This is a genomic window from Streptomyces pseudogriseolus (genome assembly GCA_002154585.1).
GTDB classification, from domain to species: domain Bacteria; phylum Actinomycetota; class Actinomycetes; order Streptomycetales; family Streptomycetaceae; genus Streptomyces; species Streptomyces pseudogriseolus.
This window is the reverse complement of the sequence record MUNG01000221.1, coordinates 1-11,730: the sequence shown is the minus strand read 5'-3', so window position 1 is coordinate 11,730 and position 11,730 is coordinate 1. Positions and strand designations below refer to the sequence as shown.

Genomic DNA, 11,730 nt, shown 5'->3' with positions numbered 1-11,730 from the left:
TCAACCACCCGTGGGGGCGGCCGGAGTTCTACGCCCCGGCGCCCGCGCCGCCCCGCTCGGCCACCAGCGCGGCGGCCTCCTCGCGCAGGTCGCGGCGGAGCTCCTTGGGCAGGGAGAAGGTGATGGACTCCTCGGCCGCCTTGACGATCTCCACGTCCTCGAAGCCACGCTGCGACAGCCACTCCAGGACCTGCTCGACCAGCACCTCCGGCACCGAGGCGCCCGAGGTGACGCCGACCGTGGTGACGCCCTCCAGCCAGGCCTCGTCGATCTCGTCGGCGAAGTCCACCAGGTACGCGGCGCGGGCGCCGGCCAGCTTGGCGACCTCGACGAGCCGCTTGGAGTTGGAGGAGTTGCGGGAGCCGACGACGACCACCAGGTCGGCCTCGGCGCCCATCTGCTTCACCGCGAGCTGGCGGTTCTGCGTGGCGTAGCAGATGTCGTCGCTGGGCGGGGAGATCAGCTGCGGGAACTTCTCCCTGAGGGCGTCGACGGTCTCCATGGTCTCGTCGACGCTGAGCGTGGTCTGGGAGAGCCAGACGACCTTCGACGGGTCGCGGACCTCGACCTTCGCCACGTCGCCGGGGCCGTCGACCAGCTGGATGTGGTCGGGGGCCTCGCCGGAGGTGCCGATGACCTCCTCGTGGCCCTCGTGCCCGATGAGAAGGATGTCGTAGTCGTCGTTGGCGAAGCGGACGGCTTCCTTGTGGACCTTGGTGACCAGCGGGCAGGTGGCGTCGATGGTGGCGAGCCGGCCACGCTGGGCCTCCTCGTGGACGACGGGGGCGACACCGTGCGCGGAGAACATCACGATGTTGCCCGGGGGCACCTCCTCCGTCCGCTCGACGAAGATCGCGCCCTTCTTCTCCAGCGTCTGCACGACGTACTTGTTGTGCACGATCTCGTGGCGCACGTAGACGGGAGCCCCGTACTGCTCCAGGGCCTTCTCGACGGCGATCACGGCGCGGTCCACCCCCGCGCAGTAGCCCCGGGGGGCGGCGAGCAGGACACGGCGGCCAGTCGAAGCGGTCATGCGTCCCATCGTACGGGCCATGGGTGCGGGGGTCCGGCACGGTGCGCCGTCGGCGGCGGCGCACCGGTGTCGGCGGGGCGCACTACGCTCGCGGCATGGCTGTGAACACGTCCGCGGACGCCCCCCTGCCGGTGGGGGAGGTCTCGCGGCTCATCGGCGGGTGGATCGACCGGCTGGGCGCGGTGTGGGTGGAGGGTCAGATCACCCAGCTGTCGCGGCGGCCGGGCGCGGGCGTGGTGTTCCTGACGCTGCGCGACCCGTCGTACGACATCTCGGTGGGGGTGACCTGTTACCGGCAGGTGTTCGACGCGGTCGCGGACGTCGTGAGCGAGGGCGCGCGGGTGGTCGTCCACTGCAAGCCGGAGTGGTACGCGCCGCGCGGGCAGCTGTCGCTGCGGGCCGCGGAGATCCGTCCGGTGGGGGTCGGGGAGCTGCTGGCGCGGCTGGAGCAGCTGAAGAAGTCGCTGGCGCGGGAGGGGCTGTTCGCGCCGGAGCGCAAGAAGCCGCTGCCGTTCCTGCCGCAGCTGATCGGGCTGGTGTGCGGGCGCGCGTCGGCGGCCGAGCGGGACGTGCTGGAGAACGCGCGGCACCGCTGGCCGGCGGTCCGCTTCGAGGTGCGGAACGTGGCGGTGCAGGGGGTGCACGCGGTGCCGCAGGTGGTGCAGGCGGTGAAGGAGCTGGACGCGCTGGACGACGTGGACGTGATCGTCGTCGCGCGGGGCGGGGGCAGTGTGGAGGACCTGCTGCCGTTCTCCGACGAGCAGCTGGTGCGGGCGGTGGCCGCGTGCCGGACGCCGGTGGTCTCGGCGATCGGGCACGAGCCGGACAGTCCGCTGCTCGACCTGGTCGCCGACCTGCGCGCCTCCACGCCGACCGACGCCGCCAAGAAGGTGGTGCCGGACGTGGGCGAGGAGTACGAGCGGGTGCGGATGCTGCGGGACCGCGCGCGGCGGTGCGTGGGCGCCCTGCTGGAGCGGGAGGAGCGGGGGCTGGCGCAGGCGCTGGCCCGGCCGTCGATACAAGACCCGCACCGCATGATCGACGCGCGCGCGGAGGACGTCACGATGCTGCTGGACCGGGGGCGGCGGGCGCTGCGCCACCAGCTGGACCGGGCCGACTCCGAGCTGACGCACACGCACGCGCGGGTGGTGGCCCTCTCCCCCGCGGCCACGCTGAAGCGCGGGTACGCGGTGCTCCAGCGGGAGGACGGGCACGCGGTGCGCGCGCCCGGTGAGGTGGAGGCGGGCGAGACGCTGCGGGCGCGGGTGTCCGCGGGCGAGTTCACGGTTCGGGTCGGGACGGATGAGGCATAGGTGGGCGGAATGAGCGGCAGGACGGAGCAGGCGGCGGTGGCCGAGGCGCTCGGGTACGAGCAGGCGCGGGACGAGCTGGTCGAGGTGGTGCGCCGGCTGGAGGCGGGCGGTACGACGCTGGAGGAGTCGCTCGCGCTGTGGGAGCGGGGCGAGGAGCTGGCCAAGGTGTGCCGGCGCTGGCTCGACGGGGCGCGGGCCCGGCTGGACGCGGCGCTCGCGGAGGAGGAGCGGGGCGAGGAGGCCGGCGACGACGAGTAGGCGCCGGTTCGGGGCCGGCGCCGGCCGGAATCCGGCGCCGGTTGAAACTTGAAACTTCATAGAGGTACGCTCGGTCCCGGCAAACCGGACCGCGGTCCGCTAATCCCCGACGGGCCGCCGCGACCCCCCATGAGGTTCACGCATGTCTCTCGTTCTCGACTCCGCCGCGCAGGACCTGCTGTTCCGCGAGGCGCGCACCGCCAACACGTTCACCGACGAGCCGGTGACCGACGAGCAGGTGCGGGCGATCTACGACCTGATCAAGTACGGCCCCACGTCCATGAACCAGTCGCCGCTGCGCGTCACGCTGGTCCGCTCCCCCGAGGCGCGCGAGCGTCTGGTGCGGCACATGGCCGAGGGCAACCAGTCCAAGACGGCCACCGCGCCGCTCGTGGCGATCCTGTCCGCGGACAACGAGTTCCACGAGGAGCTGCCGCAGCTCTTCCCGCACTTCCCGCAGGCCAAGGACGCGTTCTTCGGCGAGCGCCCGGTCCGTGAGTCCGCCGCCGCGCTGAACGCCGCCCTCCAGGCCGCGTACTTCATCATCGGCGTGCGCGCCGCCGGTCTGGCCGCCGGCCCGATGACCGGCTACGACGCCGAGGGCGTGCGCAAGGAGTTCCTCGACGACGACCACACCCCGCTGATGGTCGTGAACATCGGCCGTCCCGGCCCGGACGCCTGGTTCCCGCGCAACCCGCGCCTGGAGTACGACCAGGTCGTCACCACCGTCTGAGCCACCGCGTCCACCGCGGGGCGGCATCCCGAGCGGTTCACCGCAGCGGAAAGAGGCGGGGCCCCGGATCACCGGTCCGGGGCCCCGCCCTCGTACGTGTGCGCGCGGGTCATTCCGTGCGGAGCGCCTCCGCCAGCTTCGTCATCTCCGCGAAGGACGCCGTGCCGGTCACCACGGTCGTCGACCCTGGGGTGTCCTCCAGCACCAGGGCGTCGTACCGGTCGCCCTCGTAGCGCGTCCAGGTCTCGCCCGCGATCCGCTGGGTGGCCCCGGTCTCCTCGGCGCGCTGCGTCGTGTTCTCGATGAACGCCGAGCGCTTGCCGGCCGACTGCTCCACCGCCGCGTACTCGCCCTCGGGGGTGCGGAAGCCCAGGTGCCAGGCCTCGTCCTCGGCGCCGCGGTAGCGCACGGAGGTCGGCTTCCACGTCTCGGGCAGCCCTTCGGGCGCGGCCACCGGGTAGGAGGCGGCACGGCGGGCGGTGAGCAGGTCGACGCGGTAGTCGACGCGCTTGATCTCGGGCTCACCGTCCGTGTGCGGGATGAACAGCCACACCACTCCCGCCGCGAGCACGATGAGGGCCAGGGAGAGAACCATGTCCCTGGCGGTCTTCTGCATGCTGTTCGTTCCTGCCACGCCCCCTATCGTCGCAGGTGCCCGGGGCGCTCATCCGTGGGGTCCCCTGCTCATTCTGTCCGCCTGGCGCTAGAGTCGTGGCCACACCCTCATCCGGCCGTCGTCGTACAGAAAGGTGCGCTCCGATGACCGAACACCATCATTTGCCGTCCGAGCTCGATGTCCCCTCCGAGGCCCCCGACCGCAACCTCGCCCTGGAGCTGGTGCGGGTCACCGAGGCGGCCGCGATGGCCGCCGGCCGCTGGGTGGGGCGCGGCGACAAGAACGGCGCCGACGGTGCCGCGGTGCGCGCCATGCGCACCCTGGTCTCCACCGTCTCGATGAACGGCGTCGTCGTCATCGGCGAGGGCGAGAAGGACGAGGCCCCGATGCTCTTCAACGGGGAGCGCGTCGGCGACGGCACCGGCCCCGAGTGCGACATCGCGGTCGACCCGATCGACGGCACCACGCTCACCGCCAAGGGCATGACCAACGCGATCGCGGTGCTGGCGGCGGCCGAGCGCGGCTCGATGTTCGACCCGTCGGCCGTGTTCTACATGGACAAGCTGGTCACGGGGCCGGAGGCGGCCGACTTCGTCGACATCAACGCCCCGGTGAGCGTGAACATCCGCCGGGTCGCCAAGGCGAAGCGGGTCACCCCCGAGGACGTCACCGTGGTGATCCTGGACCGGCCCCGGCACGAGGGCATCATCAAGGAGATCCGGGAGACCGGGGCGCGCATCAAGCTGATCTCCGACGGTGACGTGGCCGGCTCGATCCTGGCGCTGCGTGAGGGCACCGGCATCGACCTGCTGCTGGGCATCGGCGGCACCCCCGAGGGCATCATCTCGGCCTGTGCGGTGAAGTGCCTGGGCGGCACCATCCAGGGCAAGCTGTGGCCGAAGGACGACGAGGAGCGCCGACGGGCCGTGGACGCGGGTCACGACCTGGACCGCGTGCTCACCACGGAGGACCTGGTCACCGGCGACAACGTGTTCTTCGTGGCGACCGGCATCACCGACGGCGAGCTGCTGCGGGGTGTGCGCTACCGCTCGGAGACGGCGACGACCGACTCGATCGTGATGCGCTCCAAGTCGGGGACGGTGCGCCGGATCGACTCCGAGCACCGGCTCAGCAAGCTGCGGGCCTACAGCGCGATCGACTTCGACCGGGCCAAGTAGGCCGCGGAGCCACCCGGAGACCTCCGGGAGCCACCCCGCGAACCCGTGAACCACCGGAAGAAGAGGCGTCCTCTGTGCGGAGAGGGCGCCTCCGTCCGTCGCTGCGGGGTCAGCCCGCGGCGGCTATGCGGTTCTGCCGGGCCTTCTTCAGCTCCATCTCGCGGCGCCTGCGGCGGGCCAGGACGACACGGCGCTCCGCCGCGGTCAGGCCGCCCCACACGCCGTAGGGCTCGGGCTGGAGCAGGGCGTGCTCGCGGCACTCGACCATGACCGGGCAGCGGGCGCAGACCCGCTTGGCCGCCTCCTCGCGGGACAGCCGCGCGGCGGTCGGTTCCTTCGACGGCGCGAAGAACAGGCCCGCCTCGTCACGCCGGCACACCGCCTCGGTGTGCCAGGGGGCGTCCTGGTCCCTGTCCCGCGCTGCCACTCGCTGGGCCGGAACGGCGGCTACCTGCAGGGACGAATGCGGCGGTTGCAGCACGGTCTACTCCTGACGACGGCTTCGCGAGCTGGCGAGTGCCGTGGATGCACACGGGTCGGCCCGGCGTGAATCCCTGGCGCCCTCCAAGGAGACGATGCGTCAAGGCTTACCCGATGTGCGCGCGCCTATGCACAGAGTCCCCGACGGGCTCCGCTTACCGGTCGCCGCCGCGGCTGAGCACCCCGTCACCACCTCAGACCGGCCGCGACCGGCAAGTGGTCGCTGCCGGTGGCCGGCAGCACCCAGGAGCGTTCCGTCCGCACGCCCCGGACCAGGATGTGGTCGATCCGCGCCACCGGGAAAGCCGCCGGCCAGGTGAAACCGAAGCCGTCCCCGGCCTCCGTCCAGCTGGAGCCGAGCCGTGAGGTGATGCCGTCGAGCGCGCCGTCGTCCGTGGTGCCGTTCAGGTCCCCGAGCAGCACCACCCGCTCGTTCCGCTCGGCGGCGAGGGCCTCGGCGAGCGCCCGCGCGTCACGGTCCCGGCTGTCCGTCCAGAAGCCGCCCCGGGGCATCAGCCGTACGGAGCCCAGGTGGGCCACGTACACGGCCAGCGGGCCCTGGTCCGTGGCCACCGTGGTGCGCAGCGCCCGCAGGGAGGACCACGTCTCGCCGGCCGGCCGGGTGGCCGCCAGCGGCCCGTGGTTCGTGATGTCGAGCGGCCGGGTCCCCGACAGCGGCAGCTTGCTCCAGAGCCCGACCGTGCCCAGCACCGTGTGGTGCGGGTACGCCGCCGCCAGGCCCTTCTCGTACGTGCCGAGGTCCTCGTCGGTCAGCTCCACCAGGGCCAGCACGTCCGCCCCGGAGCCGGCCAGCGACCGGGCGGTGCCGGCCGGGTCGGAATTGCCGGCGGCGACGTTGTGCTCCGCCACGGTGAGATCCGTGGGGCCCGCCGGGCCGGACCGGTCGCCGAGCAGCCCGCCGAAGAGGTGCAGCCACACCACGACGGGCAGCAGCAGCGCGCCCGCGGCGGAGGCGGAGCGACGCCACAGCGCGCCGATCAGCAGCACGGGCACGAACAGGCCGGTCCACGGCAGGAAGGACTCCACCAGGCTGCCGAGGCCCGCGCGGTCCGTGATCCGCGCGTGCAGCAACAGGGTCAGGCCCAGCAGCACCGCGAGCGCCGCGAGCACCCTGCCGCGCCTCCAAGGCCCGGGCCGGGAGGCGGCGCGCAGCATCCCGCGCCACCCCTCCCGCCCGGCGCGGCTGTCGCGGCTGTCGCGGCTGTCGTGGCGGCCGGTGTCCTCCGGCCCGGTCCTCGCCGTGTCGACCTGCGTCATGGTTCCCCGTCCTCGCTCACTGCCGGTCATGTCCCGGCCAGTCAAGGGCGGGCCGTGTTGCGGCCACGTATGCGATTCCGGATACACCGGCGATATGCGCGGGCTCCTAGCATCGACGGCATGCGTGTGCTGATCGTCGAGGACGAACCCTTCATGGCCGAGGCCATCCGCGACGGCCTGCGCCTGGAGGCGATCGCGGCCGACATCGCGGGGGACGGCGACACCGCGCTGGAGCTGCTGGACGTCAACTCCTACGACATCGCCGTCCTGGACCGCGACATCCCCGGACCCTCCGGTGACGAGATCGCCCGGAGCATCGTCGCCTCCGGCAGCGGCATGCCGATCCTGATGCTCACCGCGGCCGACCGGCTCGACGACAAGGCGTCCGGCTTCGGGCTCGGCGCCGACGACTACCTCACCAAGCCCTTCGACCTGCGGGAGCTCGTGCTGCGGCTGTGAGCACTCGACCGCAGGCGGGCGCACGCCAGGCCTCCGGTGCGCGAGGTCGCGGGGCTGCGCGTGGACCCGTTCCGCCGCGAGGTCCACCGGGACGGCCGCTACGTGGCGCTCACCCGCAAGCAGTTCGCGGTGCTGGAGGTCCTCGTCGCCGCCGAGGGCGGCGTGGTCAGCGCCGAGGAACTCCTGGAGCGGGCCTGGGACGAGAACGCCGACCCCTTCACCAACGCCGTGCGCATCACCGTCTCGGCGCTGCGCAAGCGCCTCGGCGAACCCTGGATCATCGCGACCGTGCCGGGCGTCGGGTACCGCATCGACACCGCGCCCACCGGCTCCGGGCGGGAGGGCGGGGGCCGTGGATAGGCCGCCCGGGCCGAGCGTCCGTCTCAAGCTCACCCTCAGCTACGCCGGCTTCCTCCTGCTCGCCGGTTCCCTGGTGCTCGCCGCCGTCGGCGTGTTCCTCCTGCGGGAGGGATGGTTCCAGACCAACGAGCAGGGGGCGTGGCGGGTGACCCCGGGCACCAGCTTCGTGCGCGGTTTCGCGCCCCTGGCGGCCGTGGTGATGGCGTGTCTCCTGGTGTTCGGCCTCCTGGGCGGGTGGTTCCTCGCCGGGCGCATGCTCGCCCCCCTGGCGCGCATCACGCACGCCACCCGCACGGCGGCCACGGGATCGCTCTCGCACCGCGTCCGGCTGCCGGGCCGCCAGGACGAGTTCCGCGAGCTCGCCGACGCCTTCGACGCGATGCTGGCCCGGCTCGAGGCGCACGTGGCCGAGCAGCGGCGGTTCGCGGCCAACGCGTCGCACGAGCTGCGCACCCCGCTGGCGATCTCGAAGTCGCTGCTGGACGTGGCCCGCACCGACCCCTCGCACGACACCGGCGAGGTCCTGGACCGCCTCCAGGCCGTCAACGCCCGCGCGATCGACCTCACCGAGGCGCTGCTGCTGCTCAGCCGGGCCGACCGGCAGTCCTTCGCACGCGAACCCGTCGACCTGTCCCTCGTGGCCGAGGAGGCCGCCGAAACGCTCCTGCCCCTCGCGGAGAAGCACGGCGTCGCCCTGGTGACCGACGGCGAGATCACCCCCACCGTCGGATCACCGGCGCTCCTGCTCCAGCTGACCTCGAACCTCGTGCACAACGCGATCGTCCACAACCTGCCGGAGCGGGGCAGCGTGTGGGTGACCACGGCGGTCCGGCCCACGACCGTGCTGCTCACCGTCGAGAACACCGGGGAGCCGGTCCCCCCGCAGCTGGTTCCGACGCTCACCGAGCCGTTCCGGCGCGGCACCGAGCGCGTGCACACCGACCACGCGGGCGTCGGGCTCGGTCTGGCGATCGTGCGGTCGATCACCCGGGCGCACGGCGGGACGCTCACCCTCACGCCCCGCCCCGCCGGCGGGCTCCGCATCACGGTGGAGCTGCCGACGGCCGGCGCGCGCCCGTCGGCCGCCTGACCCGGTGCCCGAAGGCGATCAGTGGCCGAGATGCCTGCGCATGCTGCGGTCCACCGTGCGCTGCACGCGGTCGAGGATGTCCTTCACGAGCTTGCCGCGCTTCGGCCGCGCCTCGACGCTGCCCAGGATCGCCCACCCGTCGACGTAGATCACCGGGGCGTTGTCGTCGGGCGAGTCCTGCGGGACCACCTCGAAGGCGCCGAGCACGCCGCCGCCGGTGCCGCGCAGCGACACGTTCTCCGGGACGCGGATGTCGACGCTGCCGAAGACGGAGAACGCCTTGATCATCACCTGCTGGTGGTCGAACAGCGCCTCGCTGAGGTCGATCTCCACGCTGCCGAACACCGCGTACGCGTGGATGCGGCGGCCGGTGCGCCAGCGGCCCTTGCGCGCGGCGGCGCTGAACACCGCGACCACGTTGTCGTCGGGGTCGACCGGGAAGACGCCCGAGGCGGGGCGGCCCGGCACGGAGTAAGGGGCCGCGCGCCGCTGGTGGGCCGCGGGCAGGTCCTGGACGAACCCCTCCAGCTCACCCAGCGTCTTGGCGGTCAGCACGCCCTCGACACGCTCGGCGTGCTCGTCGGCGGTCAGCCGGCCCTCGGCGTGCGCGTCGTGCAGGAGGTCGACGATACGGTCCCGGTCGGCGTCGGAGGCGCGCAGCTCGGTGTCGCGCGGTGCCGTGTCCGGCTGCTGGGCGTGCTTCTCAAGGTCCACGGCAGCAGCGTACCCAAACGCGATAGATCGCGACTACCCCGCGGCGCGGACAAGTCGCGGACAACCTCGCGGACGACCTCGCGGCAACTGAGGACAACCTCACAGGATCGGCGTTCCCGGCAGGTCCTAGGCTGGGAAGGCCCGCCGACGGAGGCGGGCGTCTTCCGTCGAGTGAGGAATGGGCGAGATGCCTGAGTTCGAGTACGCCGATCTGCTCCCCATGGGAGAGGACACCACCCCCTACCGGCTGGTGACCTCCGAAGGTGTGTCCACCTTCGAGGCCGACGGCCGGACGTTCCTCAAGGTCGAGCCGGAGGCGCTGCGCAAGCTCGCCGAGGAGGCCATCCGCGACATCCAGCACTACCTGCGCCCCGCGCACCTCGCCCAGCTGCGCCGCATCATCGACGACCCCGAGGCGTCGGGCAACGACAAGTTCGTCGCGCTGGACCTGCTGAAGAACGCGAACATCGCGGCGGCGGGTGTGCTGCCCATGTGCCAGGACACCGGCACGGCGATCGTCATGGGCAAGCGCGGGCAGAACGTGCTGACGTCGGGGCGCGACGAGGAGGCCCTGAGCAAGGGCATCTACGACGCGTACCAGAAGCTCAACCTGCGCTACTCGCAGATGGCTCCGCTCACCATGTGGGAGGAGAAGAACACCGGCTCCAACCTCCCCGCGCAGATCGAGCTGTACGCGACGGACGGCGGCGCGTACAAGTTCCTGTTCATGGCCAAGGGCGGCGGCTCCGCCAACAAGAGCTTCCTCTACCAGGAGACGAAGGCCGTCCTGAACGAGGCCTCCATGATGAAGTTCCTGGAGGAGAAGATCCGTTCGCTGGGCACGGCCGCCTGCCCGCCGTACCACCTGGCGATCGTCGTCGGCGGCACCTCCGCCGAGTACGCGCTGAAGACCGCGAAGTACGCCTCCGCGCACTACCTGGACGAGATCCCCGCCGAGGGCTCCCCGCTCGGGCACGGCTTCCGGGACAAGGAGCTCGAGGAGAAGGTCTTCGAGCTGACCCAGAAGATCGGCATCGGCGCGCAGTTCGGCGGCAAGTACTTCTGCCACGACGTGCGCGTGGTGCGGCTCCCGCGCCACGGCGCGTCCTGCCCGGTCGCCATCGCGGTGTCCTGCTCCGCCGACCGCCAGGCCGTCGCGAAGATCACCGCCGAGGGCGTCTTCCTGGAGCAGCTGGAGACGGACCCGGCGCGCTTCCTGCCGGAGACCACGGACGAGCAGCTCGACGAGTCCGGCGACGTGGTGAAGATCGACCTCAACCAGCCGATGAAGGCGATCCTCGCCGAGCTGACCAAGTACCCGGTGAAGACCCGGCTGTCCCTGTCCGGCCCGCTGGTCGTGGCGCGCGACATCGCGCACGCCAAGATCAAGGAGCGGCTGGACGCGGGCCAGGAGATGCCGCAGTACCTCAAGGACCACCCGGTGTACTACGCCGGTCCCGCGAAGACCCCCGAGGGTTACGCGTCCGGCTCGTTCGGGCCCACCACGGCCGGGCGGATGGACTCCTACGTGGAGCAGTTCCAGGCGGCCGGCGGGTCGCTGGTGATGCTCGCCAAGGGCAACCGCAGCAAGCAGGTCACCGACGCGTGTGCGGCGCACGGCGGCTTCTACCTGGGCTCCATCGGCGGCCCGGCGGCGCGGCTCGCGCAGGACTGCATCAAGAAGGTGGAGGTCGTCGAGTACGAGGAGCTGGGGATGGAGGCGGTCTGGAAGATCGAGGTCGAGGACTTCCCGGCGTTCGTCGTCGTCGACGACAAGGGCAACGACTTCTTCCAGGATCCGGCGCCCCAGCCGACGTTCACGTCGATTCCGGTGCGGGGGCCCGGACTCGCCTGACCGGGGGCTGCGCCCCCCGACCCCCCTTCGGCCCTGGCGGGCCTCGTCCTCAAGCGCCGGACGGGCTGGAAACAGCCCGTCCGGCGCTTGAGGAGCGGGGTCAGGGGCGGCACCCTGTCCGCATAGCGGAACCTCTGTGCTGCTTTCGGACAAACATGCCTCCGCCCCACCCCCTGCCGTTGACCCGATCAACGACTTGCTGTGACTCTTCCTGACAGCCCGGCATGCACATGCCATGCCCGGGCGCCATCGCGTGGCAACCCCACAGCCACCGTCCGGAGGAGTCCAGGTGAAACGAAGATTCGCCATGGCGGGCACCCTGCTCGCCCTCGTGCTCGGCCTCGGCACACTCCCCGCCGCGGC

11 protein-coding genes and 1 pseudogene are annotated in these 11,730 nt (G+C 72.1%); 7 read left to right on the top strand and 5 right to left on the bottom strand.

The window, feature by feature from the left end; genetic code table 11:
- Positions 1–28 precede the first annotated feature (28 nt).
- Complete coding sequence (locus CCN29_RS20440; protein WP_086683599.1) at positions 29–1,042, bottom strand: 4-hydroxy-3-methylbut-2-enyl diphosphate reductase; 1,014 nt, start codon at positions 1,040–1,042, stop codon at positions 29–31.
- An 86-nt stretch (positions 1,043–1,128) separates the two neighbouring features.
- On the opposite strand from CCN29_RS20440, the gene xseA reads away from it, so the two are divergent.
- From xseA to CCN29_RS20425, 3 genes are all read left to right on the top strand, one after another.
- The gene (gene xseA, locus CCN29_RS20435; RefSeq protein ID WP_031016938.1) at positions 1,129–2,346 is read left to right on the top strand and encodes an exodeoxyribonuclease VII large subunit; all 1,218 of its coding nucleotides are present in this window, start codon (positions 1,129–1,131) and stop codon (positions 2,344–2,346) included.
- A 9-nt stretch (positions 2,347–2,355) separates the two neighbouring features.
- Complete coding sequence (locus CCN29_RS20430; protein ID WP_031060382.1) at positions 2,356–2,604, top strand: exodeoxyribonuclease VII small subunit; 249 nt, start codon at positions 2,356–2,358, stop codon at positions 2,602–2,604.
- A gap of 142 nt (positions 2,605–2,746) precedes the next feature.
- Positions 2,747–3,337, top strand: a complete 591-nt coding sequence (locus tag CCN29_RS20425; RefSeq protein ID WP_006132048.1) for a malonic semialdehyde reductase — start codon at positions 2,747–2,749, stop codon at positions 3,335–3,337.
- 109 nt (positions 3,338–3,446) lie between these two features.
- Here the strand turns inward: CCN29_RS20425 and CCN29_RS20420 are convergent, their stop codons facing one another.
- Positions 3,447–3,953: a DUF4245 domain-containing protein gene (locus CCN29_RS20420; RefSeq protein WP_006132049.1), complete on the bottom strand. Its 507-nt coding sequence runs from the start codon at positions 3,951–3,953 to the stop codon at positions 3,447–3,449.
- A 143-nt stretch (positions 3,954–4,096) separates the two neighbouring features.
- Here CCN29_RS20420 and glpX point away from each other — a divergent pair, with 143 nt between their 5' ends.
- Positions 4,097–5,131, top strand: a complete 1,035-nt coding sequence (glpX, locus tag CCN29_RS20415) for a class II fructose-bisphosphatase (protein ID WP_006132050.1) — start codon at positions 4,097–4,099, stop codon at positions 5,129–5,131.
- Between the two features lie 109 nt (positions 5,132–5,240).
- Here glpX and CCN29_RS20410 read toward each other — a convergent pair whose 3' ends face one another.
- On the bottom strand, positions 5,241–5,612 hold the full coding sequence (locus tag CCN29_RS20410; protein ID WP_031016944.1) for a WhiB family transcriptional regulator: 372 nt from the start codon (positions 5,610–5,612) through the stop codon (positions 5,241–5,243).
- Between the two features lie 185 nt (positions 5,613–5,797).
- On the bottom strand, positions 5,798–6,787 hold the full coding sequence (locus CCN29_RS20405) for an endonuclease/exonuclease/phosphatase family protein (protein WP_442538426.1): 990 nt from the start codon (positions 6,785–6,787) through the stop codon (positions 5,798–5,800).
- 222 nt (positions 6,788–7,009) lie between these two features.
- On the opposite strand from CCN29_RS20405, the pseudogene CCN29_RS20400 reads away from it, so the two are divergent.
- Positions 7,010–7,708, top strand: a pseudogene (locus CCN29_RS20400) (response regulator transcription factor).
- The gene (locus tag CCN29_RS20395) at positions 7,701–8,798 is read left to right on the top strand and encodes a sensor histidine kinase (RefSeq protein ID WP_006132054.1); all 1,098 of its coding nucleotides are present in this window, start codon (positions 7,701–7,703) and stop codon (positions 8,796–8,798) included. The pseudogene CCN29_RS20400 and the gene CCN29_RS20395 overlap by 8 nt, the downstream one beginning before the upstream one ends.
- Before the next feature lie 18 nt (positions 8,799–8,816).
- On the opposite strand, the gene CCN29_RS20390 is transcribed toward CCN29_RS20395, so the two are convergent.
- Positions 8,817–9,512, bottom strand: a complete 696-nt coding sequence (locus tag CCN29_RS20390; protein ID WP_086683593.1) for a DUF1707 SHOCT-like domain-containing protein — start codon at positions 9,510–9,512, stop codon at positions 8,817–8,819.
- A gap of 178 nt (positions 9,513–9,690) precedes the next feature.
- Between CCN29_RS20390 and CCN29_RS20385 the strand changes: the two genes are divergently transcribed.
- Positions 9,691–11,367: a fumarate hydratase gene (locus CCN29_RS20385; RefSeq protein WP_031016953.1), complete on the top strand. Its 1,677-nt coding sequence runs from the start codon at positions 9,691–9,693 to the stop codon at positions 11,365–11,367.
- Positions 11,368–11,730: the final 363 nt, after the last annotated feature.